This is a genomic window from Providencia sp. PROV236, from assembly GCF_033676985.1.
Classification (GTDB): domain Bacteria; phylum Pseudomonadota; class Gammaproteobacteria; order Enterobacterales; family Enterobacteriaceae; genus Providencia; species Providencia manganoxydans.
Map to the genome: position 1 here is coordinate 556818 of NZ_CP096297.1, position 21196 is coordinate 578013.

The 21196-nt window shown below is 37.4% G+C and carries 18 protein-coding genes and 1 pseudogene; 9 read left to right on the forward strand and 10 right to left on the reverse strand.

Features of this window, described 5'->3' with window-relative positions:
- Positions 1-82: 82 nt before the first annotated feature.
- Both rtcR and rnz read left to right on the forward strand, forming a co-directional pair.
- Positions 83-1684 carry an RNA repair transcriptional activator RtcR gene (gene rtcR / locus M1E96_RS02345; RefSeq protein WP_272581117.1) on the forward strand — a complete coding sequence of 534 codons (1602 nt, stop codon included), beginning with the start codon at positions 83-85 and terminating at the stop codon, positions 1682-1684.
- A 141-nt stretch (positions 1685-1825) separates the two neighbouring features.
- Positions 1826-2740, forward strand: a complete 915-nt coding sequence (gene rnz, locus M1E96_RS02350; RefSeq protein WP_272581116.1) for a ribonuclease Z — start codon at positions 1826-1828, stop codon at positions 2738-2740.
- A 39-nt stretch (positions 2741-2779) separates the two neighbouring features.
- Here the strand turns inward: rnz and fic are convergent, their stop codons facing one another.
- The 3 genes from fic to deoC all read right to left on the reverse strand — a co-directional run bounded on the left by fic (position 2780) and on the right by deoC (position 5772).
- Complete coding sequence (fic, locus tag M1E96_RS02355) at positions 2780-3895, reverse strand: protein adenylyltransferase Fic (RefSeq protein WP_272581115.1); 1116 nt, start codon at positions 3893-3895, stop codon at positions 2780-2782.
- A 382-nt stretch (positions 3896-4277) separates the two neighbouring features.
- Entirely contained in the window at positions 4278-5057 is a 780-nt protein-coding gene (gene deoR / locus M1E96_RS02360; RefSeq protein WP_070927304.1) for a DNA-binding transcriptional repressor DeoR, read from the reverse strand.
- A gap of 46 nt (positions 5058-5103) precedes the next feature.
- On the reverse strand, positions 5104-5772 hold the full coding sequence (deoC, locus tag M1E96_RS02365; RefSeq protein ID WP_140178890.1) for a deoxyribose-phosphate aldolase: 669 nt from the start codon (positions 5770-5772) through the stop codon (positions 5104-5106).
- 173 nt (positions 5773-5945) lie between these two features.
- Here deoC and rbsK point away from each other — a divergent pair, with 173 nt between their 5' ends.
- The 3 genes from rbsK to M1E96_RS02380 all read left to right on the forward strand — a co-directional run bounded on the left by rbsK (position 5946) and on the right by M1E96_RS02380 (position 9495).
- The gene (gene rbsK, locus M1E96_RS02370; RefSeq protein ID WP_070927248.1) at positions 5946-6866 is read left to right on the forward strand and encodes a ribokinase; all 921 of its coding nucleotides are present in this window, start codon (positions 5946-5948) and stop codon (positions 6864-6866) included.
- Between the two features lie 204 nt (positions 6867-7070).
- Positions 7071-8375 (forward strand): L-fucose:H+ symporter permease, encoded by a 1305-nt coding sequence (fucP, locus tag M1E96_RS02375; protein ID WP_070927246.1) that lies wholly within the window; start codon positions 7071-7073, stop codon positions 8373-8375.
- 103 nt (positions 8376-8478) lie between these two features.
- Positions 8479-9495, forward strand: a complete 1017-nt coding sequence (locus M1E96_RS02380; RefSeq protein ID WP_272581114.1) for an aldose 1-epimerase family protein — start codon at positions 8479-8481, stop codon at positions 9493-9495.
- Positions 9496-9533: 38 nt separating this feature from the next.
- Here M1E96_RS02380 and M1E96_RS02385 read toward each other — a convergent pair whose 3' ends face one another.
- Positions 9534-9929 (reverse strand): DUF2750 domain-containing protein, encoded by a 396-nt coding sequence (locus M1E96_RS02385; protein WP_349485548.1) that lies wholly within the window; start codon positions 9927-9929, stop codon positions 9534-9536.
- Positions 9930-10083: 154 nt separating this feature from the next.
- Between M1E96_RS02385 and M1E96_RS02390 the strand changes: the two genes are divergently transcribed.
- From M1E96_RS02390 to M1E96_RS02405, 4 genes are all read left to right on the forward strand, one after another.
- The gene (locus M1E96_RS02390) at positions 10084-11103 is read left to right on the forward strand and encodes a mechanosensitive ion channel family protein (RefSeq protein WP_070927242.1); all 1020 of its coding nucleotides are present in this window, start codon (positions 10084-10086) and stop codon (positions 11101-11103) included.
- 272 nt (positions 11104-11375) lie between these two features.
- Complete coding sequence (locus M1E96_RS02395) at positions 11376-13535, forward strand: ornithine decarboxylase (protein ID WP_140178896.1); 2160 nt, start codon at positions 11376-11378, stop codon at positions 13533-13535.
- 184 nt (positions 13536-13719) lie between these two features.
- Entirely contained in the window at positions 13720-14655 is a 936-nt protein-coding gene (locus M1E96_RS02400; RefSeq protein WP_140178899.1) for a nucleoside hydrolase, read from the forward strand.
- A 14-nt stretch (positions 14656-14669) separates the two neighbouring features.
- Positions 14670-15152 (forward strand): DUF6882 domain-containing protein, encoded by a 483-nt coding sequence (locus M1E96_RS02405; protein WP_070927238.1) that lies wholly within the window; start codon positions 14670-14672, stop codon positions 15150-15152.
- A 106-nt stretch (positions 15153-15258) separates the two neighbouring features.
- On the opposite strand, the gene M1E96_RS02410 is transcribed toward M1E96_RS02405, so the two are convergent.
- The 6 genes and pseudogenes from M1E96_RS02410 to M1E96_RS02435 form a co-directional block, all read right to left on the reverse strand.
- The gene (locus M1E96_RS02410; RefSeq protein WP_272581111.1) at positions 15259-16428 is read right to left on the reverse strand and encodes a hypothetical protein; all 1170 of its coding nucleotides are present in this window, start codon (positions 16426-16428) and stop codon (positions 15259-15261) included.
- 1 nt (position 16429) lies between these two features.
- On the reverse strand, positions 16430-17278 hold the full coding sequence (locus M1E96_RS02415; protein ID WP_140178905.1) for an A24 family peptidase: 849 nt from the start codon (positions 17276-17278) through the stop codon (positions 16430-16432).
- Positions 17279-17296: 18 nt separating this feature from the next.
- Positions 17297-18325, reverse strand: a pseudogene (locus M1E96_RS02420) (type II secretion system F family protein).
- Positions 18309-19811 carry an ATPase, T2SS/T4P/T4SS family gene (locus M1E96_RS02425; RefSeq protein WP_369427513.1) on the reverse strand — a complete coding sequence of 501 codons (1503 nt, stop codon included), beginning with the start codon at positions 19809-19811 and terminating at the stop codon, positions 18309-18311. The pseudogene M1E96_RS02420 and the gene M1E96_RS02425 overlap by 17 nt, the downstream one beginning before the upstream one ends.
- 40 nt (positions 19812-19851) lie before the next feature.
- Positions 19852-20382, reverse strand: coding sequence for a hypothetical protein (locus M1E96_RS02430; protein WP_369427356.1), 531 nt, complete (start codon positions 20380-20382; stop codon positions 19852-19854).
- Positions 20370-21194, reverse strand: coding sequence for a hypothetical protein (locus M1E96_RS02435; protein ID WP_319068358.1), 825 nt, complete (start codon positions 21192-21194; stop codon positions 20370-20372). The genes M1E96_RS02430 and M1E96_RS02435 overlap by 13 nt, the downstream gene beginning before the upstream one ends.
- Between the last annotated feature and the right edge of the window lie 2 nt (positions 21195-21196).

Here is a 21196-nt window from a genome sequence, read left to right on the forward strand (position 1 = left end):
TAGGGTGTTATTTTTCAAGTAAATGTCTTATGTTATTTTTTATCTTTTTATATATAAACTTATAAATTTATATAAGGTATTTATGGGCAATAAACGTAAAGTGGTCATTGGTGTATTAGGTACTGTCCTAGACAGGCGAGGTAAAAAGGCCAATCGCTGGACAAAATGGCGTCCCACTGTTGGTTTATGTCAGCAACCTGATTTAGATATTCATCGTTTTGAATTAATTCATCAGATAAATGATTATAGCATGGCCCATCGTGTCAAAGAGGATATTGAGCAAGCATCACCAAAGACTGAGGTGGTGTTGAGAGAAGTGAATATTGCTGACCCTTGGGATTTTGAAGAGGTGTATACCTCATTGCTCGATTTTTCGAGTAATTATTGTTTTGATACCGAAAATGAAGAATATTTGGTGCATATTACCACTGGAACCCATGTGGTGCAGATTTGCTGGTTTTTATTAACTGAAGCGCATTATTTACCTGCTAAGTTATTGCAAACATCACCTTCTCAAACAGGGAGGGAAAAGGATCCTGCTGGTATTTATACAGTGATAGATCTTGACCTCAGTCGTTATACTCACATCACCAGTCGCTTTCAAAAAGAACAGCAAGCCCAGATTTCCTTTCTTAAGTCAGGTATTGCAACGCGTAATGCCAAGTTTAATGTCATGATTGAGCAGATGGAGCGTGTTGCATTACGCTCAAAAGCGCCTATTTTGTTAAATGGTCCAACTGGAGCCGGTAAGTCTTTTTTAGCTCGCCGAATTTATCAATTACGTGAAAGCCGTCATCAAGTCAAAGGTCGGTTTGTTGAAGTTAACTGTGCCACTTTACGTGGCGATAATGCGATGTCGACTCTGTTTGGACACATTAAAGGGGCTTTCACAGGAGCCATTAATTCACGCCATGGCTTATTGAAAGAGGCCGATGGCGGTATTTTGTTTTTAGATGAAATTGCGGAGCTTGGTTTGGACGAACAAGCGATGCTGCTTAAAGCGATTGAAGAAAAAAGCTTTTTCCCTTACGGCTCGGATGAAGAAGTAAAAAGTGATTTTCAATTGATCACAGGGACTCATCGTAACCTTGCGCAATGGGTTGAAGAAGGCAGATTTCGAGAAGATCTGTATGCACGGATTAATATGTGGACCTTTACTTTGCCGAGTTTGGCTGAAAGACGTGAAGATATTGAGCCGAATATCGATTATGAATTAGCAAAATTTAGTCAAGAGATGCAGAGTCAAATTCGTTTCGATAGTGAGGCTCGTCAGGTATATGTTCGATTTGCCTGTTCGAAAAATGCATTGTGGCGTGGAAACTTCCGTGAATTAGGGACATCAATTAGTCGTATGGCAACGTTTGCTGAACATGGGCGGATCACAAAAGCGATCGTTGATGAGGAGATCATACGTTTGCAATCACAATGGCTCAGTAAAAGGACAATGACTCAGTCTCTACCAGCAGAAATTGGTGAAATTGATTTATTTGAGCAGCAACAGTTGGCAACCGTTCTTGAGGTTTGCCGACATTCAGCGAGCCTTTCAGAGGCTGGGCGAACTCTGTTTGCGGTTTCTCGTCAGCAGAAAAAACAGCCTAATGATGCCGATCGATTACGTAAATATTTGGCGCGCTTTGGGTTAGAGTGGGAAAGGATCAAAAACAATGAGTTATTGGAAAAATAATAGTGGCTTATACGGTTTGATATGTAGTTATGATTTTTTGAAAAAATCTTGCAAAAAGTGATGCTGGTAAATTTGAATTATTTGGAATAGATTGAAATCATTAAATATAATAAAAACAATTAATTATATAAGGGTTGAAATATGGAGTTAACTTTCCTAGGAACGAGTGCTGGCGTACCAACAAAAGAGCGTAATGTGACTAGTATGCTGTTAAATCTTACAGGGATCCGCAAAACCTACTGGTTATTTGACTGTGGTGAAGGTACTCAACATCGGATCCTTAATAGCGTATTTAAGGCGCCGAGAATCGAGAAAATTTTTATTACCCATTTACATGGTGATCATATTTTTGGTTTACCGGGGTTGTTATGTAGTCGATCAATGGGGGGATCGACTGATTTATTAACATTATATGGACCAAAAGGGCTCAAACAGTACGTGGAAACGGTATTAACGTTGAGTGCCTCTTACTTAACTTATCCATTGGAAATTATTGAAATAGAAGCGGGACAGTTGTTTGATGATGGTCAGCTAATTGTGACGGTATATCCATTGGATCATCGTGTTGAGTGCTATGGGTATCGTATCGAAGAACATCCCAAACTTGGCTCGTTAGATACTGAAAAATTAGCGAAGGATAATATTCCTCGAGGGCCATGGATGCAGGCACTGAAAGAAGGTGAAACTATCACCCTAGATGATGGACGGACGGTTAATGGGATTGATTATTTAGGTGAGCCGAGAGCAGGAAAAGTGATTGCTATTTTTGGTGATACTGAGCCAACGGAGCAGGCGCGATTACTGGCTCAAAATGCTGATGTAATGGTGCATGAAACAACGTTAGAAAATGCGTTTCATGAAAAAGCCAATGAGCGTGGACATAGTACGACTGGGCAAGCTGCGCAGTTAGCACGTGATGCTGGAGTGAAACGGTTTATCGCAACGCATATTAGTGGCCGTTATAGTGCAGAGGACGTACCTATGTTACTGGCTGAGTGCCAGGCTATTTTCCCAAATACCGAAATAGCCGCCGACTATTTGACGATTAAAATTTAAAATTAAACCACCTAAAGCTCAGGCTAGGTGGTTTTTTACTTATTCGCTTTGGTTGGGATAGGGTTCAAATTGATGTTGATCGTCACTCATTAAACTCATCAATCTATAGTTAACGAATAATTTTTCCCTTCCAACCTGCATTTCATGTAATACATTAATATCACAAAGCTTTTTTAGATACTCTGATGCAGTTTGTCGTTGTGCGATTTTTTTATCAACTAAATTTTTGATCCGGCAGTAAGGTTGTTCGAAAATGCACTGTAATAATTCATAGCTATAAACATCATTATGATGTGTTTTAATATATGAAGATGTCAGTTCCATTAAATCACGAATGGCATTGATTTTTTCCATTGTCCATTTTGATGTATGTTCAACGGCAGAGAGCATATAGAGGATCCATGACTGCCAGTCATTTTCTTTGGTAACGTTTAACAGCAAAGAGTAATACTCATTTCTATTTTTAATAATATAGCGGCTTAAATAGAGGACAGGGATAGTAATCAAGCCTTTTTCGATTAAAAATAATATATTTAAGATCCTTCCTGTACGCCCATTGCCATCTGTATACGGGTGAATAGCTTCAAATTGATAATGAGTGAGGGCTAGTTTAACTAAAGGATCTAAATCATCTTCTTGGTGGATAAATTTTTCCCAATTACTGAGAAGCTCTGTAATTTTCTGCTCCCCTAGTGGCGGTGTGTAAATAATTTCCCCCGTCTTTTGATTTTTTAGTGCGGTTCCAAGCAGCTTTCTAACTTCCATCTGAGTATTTTTAATGGTATTACAGACTTTCAATGCCGTATTTGCACATAATGGTCGATTTTCTAATTCTTTATAGCCTTCATAGAGTGCAGTTCGATAGCGCAAAGCTTCCTTAGTCATTGGATCTGCATGACTATCTTCATTGATATACTGAAAAAGCTTATCTGTCGTTGTTACGATATTTTCTATTTCAGAGCTATCTTTCGCTTCAAGTATCGGAATAAGATTAATTAATAAATTTTGATTAGGTAATAATTCACCCGCTTGTTTTAGCCCTTCTAGTGCTGTTCTTGCTTCAACACAGGCTTTCAAAACAACTTTTGTTTCAACATCTTGTTGTGGAGGAAGTTGAGGTAAATTGTTATGGGGTAGTACAGGATCCCAATTCATTGTCATATCTCTATTATTGTCGTTTGTCATAGAGTATAAACTAAAATTGGTGATCTCACTTTAAATATGTCGAAAAATCGTGAAAAAATGTACATGTTTTGAGGTGATGTCGACTCAATCGACACGTCGTCATGATATGTCGAAAAATTATAAAAAAATGTACATGTTTTGAGGTTATGTCGACTCAATCGACACGTCATCATGATATGTCGAAAAATTGTGAAAAAATGTACATGTTTTGAGGTTATGTCGACTCAATCGACACGTCGTCATGATATGTCGAAAAATTATAAAAAAATGTACATGTTCTGAGGTTATGTCGACTCAATCGACACGTCGTCATAATATGTCGAAAGTTTTATAAAAAATCGACATATTGAAGCTAGTATATAACTTTCACAAACCCATTGCGGCAATAGGTCTCGTATTCATCTGAGAGCTGCCGATTAGTGATGATGATATCAAATTGGGAGAGAGCCCCCATATTTGCAGTCGCTACCTCGTCAAATTGATTGTATTTTGCGAGTAAAATTTTACGAATCGACTTTTCCATCGCTTTCTTTTTCATTGGTAGATCATCTAAGTTGTAGCAGGTAACACCATAGCTACTATGAATACCCGCTGCGGAAATAAAGGCTTTTTTAGGGTTTATTGAATCGAGAATTGAAGGTTGGGTTGGATTATAAAAAGAGTCGCTCTTAGGGTGATATTCCCCACCGCATAATAATGCCGTAGCATTTTTTTTCTGACTGAGTGCAAGAAAAACGTTATGGGAGTAACAAATACCCGTGAAATTGATTTCTTCAGGGATCAGGGAAATCAGTGTTGCCATCTCGATGCCATTATCAAAAAAGATCACATCGTCTTCGGATACCATACTTGCTGCTAAATTAGGGATATACAACTCTTCAGTTTGATCGGGGGTAAAAATGTTGGCTTGTGGATCGTTTTGCTGCGGTGAGGATGGTTGGGTAACAGAAACAATATAGCCACCAAGAAGGGACATAGGGATAGGGCCTTCAGTATCTGCATTTAAGTCACGGCGAATCGTCATTTCAGAGACTTCAAGTATTCTCGCTGCTTCTTTAAGATGAATTCTTCCTGAGCGTTTAATACATTCGCTCAATCGACGAAGGCGTTCTTTTTGTTTAGTTTCTATCACCGAGCAATCCTTTTTTAATTGGCGCGGGCTGGCCGCGCCCCATCGTTTAGTACCCACTTGAGGTTACATTTTCGCCCGAGACAATCGCGACACTCGCGCTAGCACCAACGCGGTTGGCTCCGGCTTTGATCATTCTCTCTGCTGTTTCACGGTCGCGAACACCACCAGAGGCTTTAACTCCAATTTCCTCACCAACCACTTTACGCATTAATGCAACATGGTGTTCAGTCGCCCCCATTGTACTGAAACCTGTTGAGGTTTTCACAAAACCAACGTTCAATGTGCGGCAAATTTCACAAACTTGAATAATTTCTTCATCAGTTAGCAAGCAAGTTTCTAAAATGACTTTTAGTGTTGCATTGCCACACGCGGCTAAAACGGTCGCGATGTCTTGGCGAACAAAGTCTAGGTCACCACTTTTTAGCATCCCCACATTGATCACCATATCAACTTCATTTGCGCCACGACGTACGGCTTCAGCTGCTTCAAACGCTTTTGCTTCTGTTAAGCAGGCACCGAGAGGAAAGCCTACCACACAACAGACCATAACATCGCTATTTTTGAGACACTCGCTAGCTAAAGGAACATAGCCTGTGTTAACACATACGGAAGCAAAGTGATATTCAGCGGCTTCGGCGCAAAGCTGTTTGATGTCATTTACGGTAGCATTGGCTGCTAATAAAGTGTGATCGATAAATTGTGCTAAGTTTTTCATTTAAATGTTTCCTATAAAGATCAAATATGGGTTTCATAACAATGAATGAAAAAATGTGGCGGATATAACACTTGGTCATTCGTTATTCGAGATCTTAATCACAAATGATATTTATGCAACATGATAATGTTATAATCATATCATTATGTGATTTATTTAACACGAGGGACATTATGGATATAGCAGTTATAGGTTCAAATATGGTCGATTTGATCACTTACACCGATCAAATGCCAAAAGAAGGGGAGACCTTGGAAGCCCCATCATTTAAGATTGGTTGTGGCGGTAAAGGAGCCAATCAAGCTGTTGCCGCTGCAAAGCTAAATTCAAAAGTGATAATGCTAACAAAAGTAGGAGATGATATTTTTGCAGATAATACGATCCGTAATCTCGAATCGTATGGCATCAATACCCGTTATGTTGAGAAAGTACCTTGCACATCCAGTGGTGTTGCACCGATCTTTGTAAATCCTAATTCTGCAAATAGTATTTTGATCGTGAAAGGCGCTAATAAATTCTTATCACCTGAAGATATTGAACGCGCTGCGGAAGATCTAAAAAAATGCAAATTGATCGTATTGCAGTTGGAAGTGCAATTAGAAACGGTTTATCACGCAATTGCTTTTGGTAATAAGCATAATATCCCTGTATTGCTTAACCCAGCGCCAGCACAACGGACATTAGATCTCGATTTTGCTTGCCGCTGTGATTTCTTTGTTCCCAATGAAACCGAGTTAGAAATTTTAACCAATATGCCAGTCGATACCATGGATAATATCCGTCGTGCAGCTCAATCATTATTGGATAAAGGATTGAAGAATCTCATCGTCACATTAGGTGAAAAAGGGGCGTTGTGGATGACTCGTGATAGCGAATTACTGATCCCTGCTATTAAAGTGAATGCGATAGATACGAGTGGTGCAGGGGATGCCTTTATTGGTTGTTTCTCTCATTACTATGTCCATACAGGCAATATTGCTGATGCATTGAAAAAAGCCGTACTATTTTCTGCATTTAGTGTAACGGGCAAAGGCACTCAATCTTCTTACCCAAGTATTGAGCAATTTACCGAGTTTGTGCAGCTGAATAGTTAATAAAAAACCAATATCCCTCGTTATTAATGCGGCCGTAGAGCCGCAATAAAACGGATCTACTCTGAATAATTTGAGGTATAGCTAGGTAACAAATGAATGAGGCTAGGGCATATATAAGTATGTGATTAGCGTCGTGAGTGAAGTTAGCAACACTGTAGCTTGAAATATGACGAGTATATTAATAATAAAAAGAAGGGTTACGTAATGAACATCAAAAATATTACTCAGTTACCTGATGGTTATCTGAGTCGGACTCCTATATTCCAATTTATCCTACTGTCGTGCTTATTTCCACTCTGGGGATGTGCTGCGGCACTTAATGATATTTTAATCACACAGTTTAAAAGCGTTTTTGAATTAAGTAACTTTGCTTCTGCATTAGTGCAAAGTGCCTTCTATGGCGGTTATTTCTTAATTGCCATTCCGGCTTCTCTCGTGATCAAAAAAACCAGTTATAAATATACAATTATGATTGGTTTAATTTTATATATTGCGGGCTGCTCAATGTTTTTCCCTGCATCACATATGGCAACTTATACCATGTTTTTAGCTGCAATTTTTGCGATTGCTATCGGTTTAAGTTTTCTTGAAACTGCGGCAAATACTTATAGCTCGATGATTGGGCCAAAACAATATGCAACATTGCGCTTAAATATTAGCCAAACCTTTTATCCTATTGGTGCTGCTGGCGGCATCTTACTTGGCAAATATCTTGTATTTTCGGAAGGCGAAAGTTTGCAAGCTCAGATGGCAAACATGAATCCCGACCAAGTACATCAATTCCGTTTAGCGATGCTTGAAAATACACTAGAGCCGTATCGTTATATGATCATGGTGTTGGTTGTGGTGATGATCCTATTTTTACTGACTAAATTTCCTAAATGTAAAGTAGCAGAAACTAAAGATCATAAGCGCCCATCAGCATTAGATACTCTGAAATATCTAGCAAAAAATAGCCGCTTCAGAAAAGGAATTATTGCTCAGTTCTTATATGTGGGAATGCAAGTCGCGGTATGGTCATTCACTATCCGTTTAGCACTTGAAATGGGCGATATTAACGAACGTGACGCCTCTAACTTTATGGTATATAGCTTCGCTTGTTTCTTTATTGGTAAGTTTATCGCCAATATCTTAATGACTCGCTTTAATGCCGAAAAAGTGTTGATTATCTATTCTGTAATCGGTGCTCTTTTCTTAGCTTATGTCGCCTTCATTCCTAGTTTTACCGCGGTTTATGCAGCTGTATTAGTGAGTATTTTATTTGGACCGTGTTGGGCAACAATCTATGCGGGTACTTTAGATACAGTTGATAATGAACACACTGAAATGGCGGGTGCGGTGATCGTTATGGCAATTGTGGGAGCGGCGTTTGTTCCTGCCGTGCAAGGTTATGTTGCCGACGCACTCCATTCACTGCAACTTTCTTTCCTCGTTTCTATGTTCTGTTTTATCTATGTTGGTATTTACTTTGTTGGTGAGCGCCGCTTCAAAACAAAGAATGCTGAATAACTCTTTTATAACACGGAGCGGGAAAACATGCTTTTATCCCGCTTAGTCAACAACCTCAGGCAGGCTAACCTGCCTTATCGATTAATTAACCGTGAGTATGAAAATGAATACGCTAATTCCACTTCACAAAAGCTTATTTACGGATAGACCAACACTTATCATTAAAAATAACCATTTTACGGCACATGCCTTTCGATATGCTTCGGGTGTTGAAGGTTTAAGAATTGAAAATTCACAGGGCTATCTGACCGTTTTACCATTTCTAGGGCAAATGATTTGGGATGCGGAGTTCTGTGGGCAAAATCTGAAAATGGATAATATGTTTTCAGAGCCTAAACCAGTAAAAACGGTAGTAGAAACCTATGGGTGTTTTGCTTTCCATTCAGGTTTAATTAGTAATGGCTGTCCATCGCCAGAGGATAATCATCCATTACATGGTGAAATGCCTTGTGCAGCGATGGATAGTGCATGGTTATCGTTATCAGCAAACAGCTTACAAGTTTGTGGTAAATATGAATATGTCATGGGATTTGGTCACCATTATCTTGCAGAACCAAGTGTAAAATTAACCACGGATTGCGCACTCTTTGATATTCAAATGTCAGTAACTAACCTAGCATCCGTCCCTATGCCGCTGCAATACATGTGTCATATGAATTACGCCTATGTTGATGATGCACAACTGAGTCAAAATGTGCCTGACACCGCCATTATGTTACGTGAATCTATTCCTGGGCATGTTCATCCAACACCACAGTGGCTAGAGTTTAATCAGGCTATTCAATCAGGTAAAATCACATTGGATCAGCTCAATCAACCGAGCCTTTGTGATCCCGAAATTGTGTTCTTTATCGATAATTTAGCTCAATACACCCAACACCCTGAATTTCGTATGACATCGCCTGAAGGAACTTCGTTTGTAACGCGTTTCAGTGCTTCAGAGCTCAATTATGCGACTCGCTGGATCCTGTATAATGGTGATCAAAAAGTAGGTGCATTTGTTTTACCTGCAACGTGTCGACCGGAAGGTTTTTTAGCTGCAAAAAATAATCAAACTCTCATTTGGCTTGAGGCAGGAGAAAAGCGGCAGTTTACCGTGACAACAGGGGTTGAAAAATAATATTGTCACCAGCACAGGTACTATCTGGACCTGTGCTTTTACTGGTATTGTTTGCATTCCTCAATTAAGTCTTGCAAAAGAGGGTTTGCTTCAGTGATAACATAGGTTTGGCACTGTGGATCCATCATAATTGCAATTGTTATATTCGCTTCATGCATATCAGGTAACATTTCCGTCATTAAATAGGTTAAATCCAGCTGTTTTGCTGTAAAATGTGACCATTTCCCCTCTAAATTACGCTCAACATAGGCTTTTGCTGGCCAAACTGGAAACAACAATCGATGATGATCATCTTTGAACGTTACTAGCTCATTGACATTACACAAAGTCCAAACTTCCTGCCAATCGGCAACTTTACCAACAAAATAAAGGTATTTTTGTTGTAAGCTTAGCTCTAGTACATTTTTAATCTGTTTTTGATTTGGGCTAAACATATTATCTGCTCTGGATTAGATGCTCTAAAAAAGTGACTGATAATTATCAAGAAAATAAACTCTAAAGTTGTTATCTTAGTAACGTTTTAAATAGTTCGCAATGTAACAAATACCATCGAAAAATGTAAAGTATGGCTGTTGAGGGCAGTAAAGTATGATTGACACATTACTCGAAAAATATGCGATCGGGATTACGATCATTACAGTATTTTTAGCCATTTTTATTGTTTTCGAGATGCTCAGTAAAAGGCATAAACACAAACATAAACGTAAAAGCATTTTGATTCATGTTATTCAAACCGCCGTATTATGCGGGATAGTTGTGGTTGCGGCGCAGTATGTTGATATGGCAGCGACCGACTTTGATTTGACCTTTATTTCAACACCATTGGTTAATTTTATAACAGTTGCATTAATTGCCGTTATTCTGATGCGCAAGTTATTTCAACTGGCTAACCGGCTTGAAAAAGCGCAAATAAAGAAAGGCAGCGATCCAACATCAGCACGTATCATTGCAAGGGTATTTAAAACGGCAACATTCGTCGTGATCATCTTACTATTTGGTGAACATTTTGGAATGAGCCTGTCAGGGTTAATGGCTTTTGGTGGTATAGGCGGTATTGCTATCGGTATGGCGGGTAAAGATATACTGAGTAACTTCTTCTCAGGGATCATGCTGTATTTTGATAGACCTTTTAATATTGGTGATTGGGTGAGTTCTCCTGATAGAAATATTGAAGGAACGGTGGTAGAGATTGGTTGGCGGATCACGAAAATTATTACCTTTGATCATCGACCTCTGTATATTCCAAACTCTGTATTTTCATCGATAAGTGTGGAAAACCCTGGCCGTATGACCAACCGTCGGATCAAAACCGCGATAGGCCTGCGTTATGAGGATGCTGATAAGATAGGCGTCATTGTTAGCGATATTCGCACTATGTTGCAGCAAGACCCTAGCATTGATACAGGGCAAACCTTATTGGTTTACTTTGATGAATTTGCTGATTCATCCTTAAATATCATGGTGTATTGTTTCACTAAAACAACCGTTTGGGCGGAATGGTTAGCAGCACAACAAGGTGTTTATTTGAAGATAATTGATATTGTTAAACAGCATGGCGCTGACTTTGCGTTTCCTTCGCAAACACTGTACATGGAAAAAAACAACTAACGTCCCATTCCTGATAAAATTGCCGACTAATATTCTGATTAAAATCTCAATGTTGGTCGGTGATTTTACTTGATGTAACATTTTTCATGTTTAATTCTGTTTTCTTTCAGTGCACGCCTAAATATTTTTATGCGATTAACCAGCGGGTTATAAAAGATCATCTGCTTTATAGTACGTCTAATTATTTCTAAGCGTACTGAGCATTCCAATCTTAGTTTCTATCCAGTATATTGTCGGCCTCTTTTCCTCAGCTAACCAAGAGCCAGACTGTTATGCAAAAAATTAATGTGGCATGTAGTCAGGGGGTCGCAATCTACTTTTCGGGGGATTTCCAATGGGTAGATATTCGCGATGCACAGTTAAACAATATTGCTGCCGTTGTGCTATCCGAACAGGATGCCAATCAAGGGCTGTGGAAAAGAGTTGCTGATAGCAAACTCAGTATTCCACTGTTTATCATTAGTGATAAACAGCTCCCTAATGATATTAAAATTCCTCCCTATTTAACGGGAATTTTACCGCCGGCACCTGCTGAGCGTACAGAAAATAGTCGCCAATTATTTGATGCCGCAACGCGCTATCTTGAACAATTATTACCTCCATTTTTTGCACGAATGATGGATTATGCCGCAGGTCATAACGTTACTTTTGCTTGTCCTGGCCATCAAGGCGGGCAATTTTTCCGTCGCCACCCAACGGGCGAACAGTTTTATCAGTTTTATGGGGAAAATTTGTTTCGCACTGATTTATGTAATGCTGATGTGGCGATGGGAGATTTATTAATTCACGAAGGTGCAGCAAAAGAAGCACAGAAATTTGCTGCAAAAGTATTCAATGCAGACAAAACCTATTTTGTACTAAATGGGACTTCTTCATCCAATAAGGTGGTACTTAATGCCTTATTAACACCGGGTGATTTGGTACTGTTTGATCGTAATAATCATAAATCTAACCACCATGGCGCCTTAATTCAGGCGGGGGCAACACCTGTATATTTAGAGACCGCTCGTAACCCGTTTGGTTTTATCGGTGGAATTGATGCACACTGCTTTGAAGAAAGCTATTTGCGTGGACTCATTGATGATGTAATGCCAGAAAAGAGTGCTACTGCGCGCCCATTCCGCTTGGCGGTGATCCAATTGGGGACTTACGATGGCACTGTATATAATGCAAAGCAAGTAGTCGATAAAATCGGTCACCTTTGTGACTACATTTTATTTGATTCAGCATGGGTCGGTTATGAGCAATTCATTCCAATGATGCGTCAATGTTCACCATTATTATTGGAACTGAATGAAAATGATCCTGGCATTATGGTGACTCAGTCGGTACATAAACAGTTAGCAGGGTTCTCTCAAGCATCACAAATTCATAAGAAAGATAATCATATAAAGGGGCAACCGCGTTTTGTGTCCCATAAAAAGCTCAATAATGCATTTATGATGCATGCATCAACCAGCCCATTTTATCCGTTGTTTGCTTCTCTTGATGTCAATGCTCGTATACATCAAGGGGATGCGGGTGAAATGATGTGGATGGAGTGCGTTAAGCAAGGGATTGAGGTGAGAAAAGCGATTATTAACCACTGTAACTATTTCAGGCCATTTATACCTGAACTAGTGGATGATAAGCCATGGCAAACCTATCCAACAGAGCAAATAGCCTCTGATCAGCGCTTTTTTAATTTCATACCTAAACAGCGTTGGCATGCATTTGATGGTTATGCAGAAAATCAATATTTTGTGGATCCATGTAAATTAATGCTCACCACGCCAGGTATTGATGCTCAAACTGGTGAGTATGAAGCTTTTGGTGTTCCTGCCACTATATTGGCGCATTTTTTGCGCGAACATGGCGTGATCCCTGAAAAATGCGATTTGAATTCAATTCTATTTTTACTGACCCCCGCAGAAAGCCAAGAAAAGCTTGATTTATTGGTGATGCATTTGATTCGTTTTGAACAGTTTCTAGATGAAGATGCATTATTAGAGGATGTATTGCCGTCAGTTTATCAACGCTATCAACAGCATTATCAAGGTTATACTCTGCGTCGCTTATGTCAGGAAATGCATCAATTAAGCGTTGAATATAATATTAAACAGCTACAAAAAGAGATGTTTCGCAGGCAGCATTTTCCTACGGTGAAAATGAATCCGCAGCAAGCTCACCTTGAGTTTATTCGTGGCAATGTGGAGTTGTTACCATTATCCGAGTTAGAAGGCCGTATTGCTGCCGAAGGTGCGTTACCCTATCCTCCGGGTGTATTATGCGTAGTTCCCGGTGAAGTGTGGGAAGGGCCAGTATTGCGTTATTTCCAAGCTTTAGAAGCAGGGATCAATTTACTCCCCGGTTTTGCGCCTGAGTTACAAGGGGTCTATCTTCCAAAAACAGAAGATGGACAAAAGCGTGTTTATGCGCATGTTTTAAAATAATCGTTAGAAATTGCCTACAGCATAAAATAGGTTGTGGGCAATACTTCTTGATAAAAGACATCACTTACGCCTTTATTAGTGCCATTGAAAAGTATAACTTTGAGATGGCTAACAATGCGTTACCAATAATTTATCTATACACTAAAAATAATGGACCTGTTATTTATGCTTAAAGGTAGGGTGTATGGCAAAAAAAATTATTCTTGATTGCGATCCGGGGCATGATGATGCAATCGCACTTCTCTTGGCCTACGGTAATCCTGAAATTGACTTACTAGCGGTTACCACAGTAGCGGGTAATCAGACTCTGGAAAAAGTAACCCATAATGCGCTAGCTGTGGCTGAAATGGCGAAAATTCAAGGTATCCCTTTTGCTGCGGGAGCTTCTCGGCCATTAGTGCGTGAAATAGAGGTGGCTCCAGATATTCACGGCGATTCTGGTTTAGATGGCCCAAAACTGCCTGAGCCGACATTGATGTTGGAAAGTTGCCATGCTGTCGAGTTAATTATTAAACTTATCATGTCACATCCACCTAAAACCATTACCTTAGTACCAACAGGTGCATTGACTAATATTGCGCTTGCGGCAAGGCTTGAGCCCCGTATTGTCGAAAGGGTCAAAGAAGTGGTTTTGATGGGGGGCGGGTATCATGTCGGTAATTGGAGCGCTGTCGCGGAATTTAATATTAAGATTGACCCTGAAGCGGCACATATTGTTTTCAATGAAAAATGGCCATTAACGATGGTTGGACTCGACTTAACTCACCAAGCATTAGCAACCCCCGATATTGTCGCGAATATCACCGAAGTGGGAACGGATTGCTCTCAATTTGTGATCGAATTATTAGCGTTTTTTGGCAGGATGTATAAACAGGCTCAAGGTTTCGATGCTCCTCCAGTACATGATCCCTGCGCTGTTGCTTATGTTATTGACCCAACGGTAATGACGACGCAGCGTGTACCGGTAGATATTGAACTAACAGGGACATTAACATTAGGCATGACAGTCGCTGATTTTCGTCATCCTGCACCCGATGATTGCCATACTCAAGTTGCAGTTAAACTCGATCATGCTAAATTTTGGCAGCTGGTGGTCGATGCATTAAAGAATATTCGATAATTAAGGTAATGATCATGGATCAACAACTAGAAAATATGCCTTATGCTGCATTAATCGAGCGCAGCATGAATTCTTTACAATATAAAAATCAATTTCATTGCGATAACTGGAAACTTGATGAAGCGAATTGGTCTGTTGATCAAGAGCAGGGGACAATCATATTTCAAGCCCCAGACAATATAGTGGTTACAGCGCCTGTACAAATAACTGGTACTTATGATCAAAACCAAGGTAGCTGGATGTGGGGGTGGGCAAATAGCTCAATTGAAGAGCCGCTTATTCGAGATGCTCTGGCAGTGCAGGAATTTGGTGAGCGCCATGGTTATGAGCCTTTAACTGAAGCAATTTGTGAAATTGATGAAATTGAAGCATGGCAATATGCTGCTTTGGCTTGTGAATTAAATCAGCAACAAGGTGTGTATCGTGGGGTTTCAGGTAATGTATTGATTTTTATGACTTTCGGTGAGGTTTCGGTACGGCGAATGAGTGCTGATTAACACTCCACAATGTTGTATTGTGAAGTGATTTGGCCACGATTTAAATAAAGCGTCTGTAGCGCGAACAGCCGCCTTATTGTCTAAATTTTATAGGTAATATATTTCTCTATTGACGACTTTCAATCTTACCATTAACAATCGTAAAGTTTGGCGCTAGCTCACAGATATTTGAGCCTATATTTGGATAGGTTGTTGTATGTATATAGCAAACATATTTATCCAAATACTTTTTATCTAAGTATTTTAATTGATTTGCTATTCTAGGTTGCATTGCATAGGTTGGATTATGGCAAACTTTATTTTTATCTTTAGCTGCAATATAGTTGCAATAATCTCGGTCAGTATCATCCATTAATTGTTTTAACTGAGTTGCAGAGATCTTTTTCCCTATTTTGAATAGATTACTATTTACCTTTTTCTGAGAAAAACCACGATCCATTGCCTTTTTATCATAAGATAAGAGTCTGTTTTGATGAATGATAGAATTTTTCCTAGAGAATAAATTGGTAATATCGCTATCTGATTTAATTGGATAAAAAGTACCTTCAAAATCATTATTTTCATTTTTAAATTGACATAATTTAGAGTCTTGTGGGCAGTAACTATAGTACAAACAATCATCATAGAGAGCATATACTGCATCTTTCGAGTTGACTCTTTGAGTTTGTGAAAAGGTGGCTGATTGGAAAGCTTGACGTCCTTTACATTTACCATAATCAACAGTAACAGTGACCTCTTTTGCATTATAAGCTTTAAATGCACCTACTTTTTTAGGAACAATATGAATTTTGACGACAATGTCACCATATTCAACTTTTTTGTCTTGATAGCTGCTACTATTACTCGAGTCGGATTTACAGTCTAACTTGCCTGTCGGATTATTTTTATTATAAGTTGCTATTGAGGTTTTATCACTATGAAAGTTAGTCCTAGCTTTGTTTGATAAACAAACTTGATATTCAAAATATCCATAGTGGTATTGATCGAAGACCATGTCTAAATATAAATCATCTTCTATCTTATGGACATAAATACCACCTGTTCCGCGTAATGCTAGACCTTTAGAATGAAAGCGGTTTTCATTATCTGCATAAATAACCCCGGCAGGTAAGCTTCCCACTCTATCCCACATCAATCTCTTTTCAAGGGTAATATTGTCATCTAGTTCATTTTTTATTAAAACACTAACGTATTGGCTTGCCTCAGCATAGGTATAATGACTTGTAGCCATAAGACATAACAATATAAACTTAAAAAAAAATGTAGGTATTTTCATATTAAACCTTATAAGGAAGATAAAAAATAATTAGAACATTCAGTATGATTGACAAGCAAATTGATGGGCCAAACGGAATAACTTTATCTTTTATTTCGATGATATCGTCTAGGTAACTAATGTTTTTAGTAGAGCATATATTGGCTTTTTTATTAATGATATAGAAAATAATACCAAAAATAGAAGAAAAAATAATGAGATATTGAATATGGAAAATACCACACCATGCACCGCCAACAGCAAATAGTTTATAGTCTCCGAATCCTATAGCATCAATACCACGGAAATATTTAAATAAAAAACCTGTTATAAAAATAATAGTAAATATAACAATTGAGCCAATCACTGATTCCATGATTGTGATAGGTATGAAATTATACCATGCAGAAATAAACCCCAAAATAATTAGAGGTATTGTCATTATATCCGGAATTAAAAAATGCTTTAGGTCAATGAAAAAAATGCAATATAAATAACTAAAAATGACTAAAATACATATAGTTGAATTTATACCATACTGAGGATAGAAAAGTATAAAAACAGATAGGTAAACAACACTGAAAACAGCCTCAGTGATTAAATATTTGATTGAATATGTAGAGCCACAGTGGCGGCATTCACCTTTTCTTAATAACCAGCTAATAATAGGAATATTATCAGTTTTTAATATTTTTTTATTGCAACTAGTACAGTGAGAAGCGGGATAAAATAACGAGATTTTTTCCGGTTTATTTTTATCCTGTAACATTATTATAGGATATCTATAGATCACAACATTGATAAAACTACCAATACAAGCACCTATAATTAAAAATAAAATTGGGTAATACCAAGCTAAGAAAGAATCCATAAATTTACCATTATATATCTACATAGCAGACATTTTAGAAAGTTGATCAGATAATGAAAATAATGCAATAAAGACCCAAATAACGCATCCACCTAGTACCAGTGTAGAAAAACTTTTTAATCCATTGGCTAAACCTTCTATTTTCATTAGAATATTCTTTTTTGTTATTTCTGATACGGAGTTAAGAACATCATAGAATGAGGGTAACGATGAATATAAACTTATATTTAATAATACTTGTTTATCAAATATCCCTGTATTTAAGGCGTCACCATAATTTAAGCCTGTAGACATATTCTTGCTCATGATTGTGACATGATATAAGAGCTACTTATTTGCATTTAATGAAATAATATTCAATGCTTCTTGGATGGGGATTCTGTTTTGTAGCATAGATGCGATGCTTGTCATTAATACAGCAGCATTAACTTTTTTATATATAGAGAACGGAATAACCCTATCCAGTATATCATCTCTTATTTTTCCTTTAACATTAGCTAAAAGGAAATTAATTAAAAAATAAACAACAACAGCGGAAATTAAAATATTAATCCATAACCCATCGACTAAGGATAATCCGAAGTTATAAAGAGAGCTTGTCACACCCGGCCATCGATTTGATGGGAGTACTTTTTCAAATGCAGGGAAAACTTTAACTGAATAACCTGCAATAACCACTAATGATAGGCATATCATAATGATAGGAAATGCTAATGCTTTTTTTATTTTAGCGCTGAGCATATCTTTGTAGGTTATTATATCTATTAGGCCTTCAAAACCTTCCGCTAAGGCACCCGATTTTTCAGATGAATAAATTAAACTTAATTCTTCTTTAGGTATGTATGGCTCAAAAGCATAGCTAATTGATTCGCCAGATGTCATGCGATTTAATAACGCATCAATTTTTTTTACAAAACTCTTACCTAAAATAGCAAGACCTTCTTCTTTAAGCTTAAGTATTGAATCATAAAGAGGTAGATTAGCTTGTATCATATCGGCACAGAATTTATACATATATAAACGCTGTTTTTTACTGAATTTTCTCAAAAATTACCTCCATATCTTCAGTGCTTAGCTCACCAAATTCATGAGTAAACCACTCGTAACATATATAGCCTTTTATCACAAATGCCATCGTTTTTTCTTTAATAGAAAACCCTTCGCTCATTCCTGGATGAGTAAGGCGTTTCTTTCTCCACAAAATATAAGCTTCAAGCCAATTACTTTTTGAAATGGCAATTAATTCATCTTGTTTTGGTAGCATATATTCGGCAATTAATTTCCTACCTTTGATGCCAGTGTAATTGCAGTATTCACAACCATCATTATTTTTAATATGAATAGAAACGTCTCTATTTAGAATAGGAACTATTTTTGTATTACAACACTTAGGGCACACTAGTGGCATGAGCTTTTGACATTGCAAGCCGGCAATAAAACCGGGAGTAGAAAGCTTATCGCCTGTAATACCTAGAGCACTAAGGCGCTGAAGTAGAGTGACTATGCTACCTGCATGCACTGTCGTAAAACAATAATGTCCACTCTCAACGGCACCAGCTAGTGCGTTTGATGAAACGGTATCACGAATTTCACCAATCATTAATACATCTGGATCTCTACGTAATGCAGATTTAATCGCGGCATGAAATCCCCCGCCATTAACGTCAAGCACTGAGCTTTGTTTTGCGCCATATATATAATATTCGACAGGATCTTCAACAGTTAGAAAACAACCTTTATCATCATATCGATTAATTTGTAACCACTCCATGACCGTCTTCAGCGTTGTTGATTTTCCTGAACCGGTTGTACCTGCGATAAAATAAACACCATATGGATTGCTGAGTATTTTTTTGACATCAGAAATTTCTTCAGGCGAAAAGCCTGTTTTATCTAAACTTGGATTAACAACTTTATCAATATCGGCTGAAATAATACGTAATACACAATGATAGCAATCTGCTGACTCACCAAATATAGGGAAGTGGGCATAGCGAAAACGGTATTTTTTCTTATTTAATGTATATAAAATATTAGCACTTTGTGGAATTTGCCTATTCCATGTGGTCTCTTTTGTTGTAGCTTCAACATTATAAAGTACAAAAACAAGTTCATCACACTGTTTGGAGCGCATTTGAGAGTGCAGACGCAGCTCACCATTAATTCTAAATTCTATTTGCGATAGAATATCACCTCGTGTGATATGTAAATCACTTGCTCCAGCAGCAGTAGCTTGAGTGAGAAGCTGCTCCAATTCAAGTTGAACTTTACTTGATTTTGCGATTTTTTTAGCTTTTATTTGTAGTAAATCGCGCTCAATAATCTGGAAATAAATAGGCTCATCTAAAAGTAAAACCCCAGAAATTTCAATCTTATTTTTATAGCTTATATAATTAATCTTCTCACGTATGTCATAAAAGTTATTTATATCAAAATCGTAAGAGAGTAAATATGTTGAGTCTTCTTTTTTGGCTAAAATCAGGTTATTCTCAAAAATAGAGAAGTAAAATCCTGACATGTCAAAAAATGGCATATCCTCATCTCTGTGATCAATTAGATTTATCGATTTCACTTTATTTACCTAGTATAACATATTTTCCATTTTGACTTCTTACATAATATTTTTTCCCTGAGTTATCTTTGAATTCCTTATTGAGTTTTACGAATGTTAATTTACCATTCACTGATACACCAAATGTGGTTATGCCTCCGACATCTGAAGAGAGGAGAAGTGTTGGTTTTGTCTCTTTTTGAGGTATGTTTTTTTCACTTTCATATGAATTGTTATCATAATAATCAATACTTTCAGATTCAAATCGAGAATCTGAATTTTTATTATCATCTTTTAGTTTAGCTATTTCACTTTTTAATTTTTCTATTTCCAACTGATTCTTTAATTTGAGCTTTTGTGTCTCAAATTCCATTGAATCTTCTAAATAAGTTAAAAGTTGTTCTTGATCCAAGGAGACTTGATTACCTTCAGAATTATCTTCATTAGCGGTATAGATTTCTTCTAGTTCCGCGTTACTCAGCTCTTCAGAGGCTGTGAGCGTCGAATTGAAAATCATCAATGTTAGAACTAATGTTTTAGTTATTTTTTGCATATGAATTTACCATTTAATTGAATTATATTGTTAATTTCTGAAGTTTTCCGAAAGCTATCAAACAAAAAATAATCTTTATAGGGTTTTCTTTCCCAAAATGTTTTCATTTTAAATGCATTATCACTGTGCGTTAGGCTGATATTTCCGACCATAAAGCCATAACTATATTGATAATTGGGGTATGTATCCTCTTGAGAGCTAACTGATGACGTTGGCAATGAGGTAATAATTATCTTTTCATTTGGATCATCTTGTAAACTATTATATGAATAAATAAAATTTAATACATTACTGCATGAAGGAGGTGTTATTTTCTCTTCATTATTAAATTTGTTTTTTATTTTATTACCATCTAATTTTGATAGTACTTCGTTATAGGATAATTCATCCGCTGAAAAAGAAGGTTTGTAGCGATCTTTGTAAAAAATCTTTTCCTGTACAGAAAATAATGCTCCTTGCCGTAGCTTATAATTAAAATTACAAGCTGATTGGTTACATTGATATGCATATTCAGTAAAACCAGAACGTTCAATGTTCACTCGACTACGATTGATTTCGTTTAATAATACAACTAATTTATCAATGCTTCCGCCTTCAAATGCCTTTTCATAAAAATTTTCAATGGCTTTTTTTCCAGCTTGCTCCTGCTTTATTTTGAGCTCTTTGGCTATTTTTATTTTCTCTTGCTCTTGATGATGACTATAGTAAAAGTAAGAACAAAGGGATATTGCAATGACAATAATGACCATAGCAATAATTAATATCCTTTTTATTTTTACTGAGTCTTTCCAATTATTAATGATTTCGTTCATAT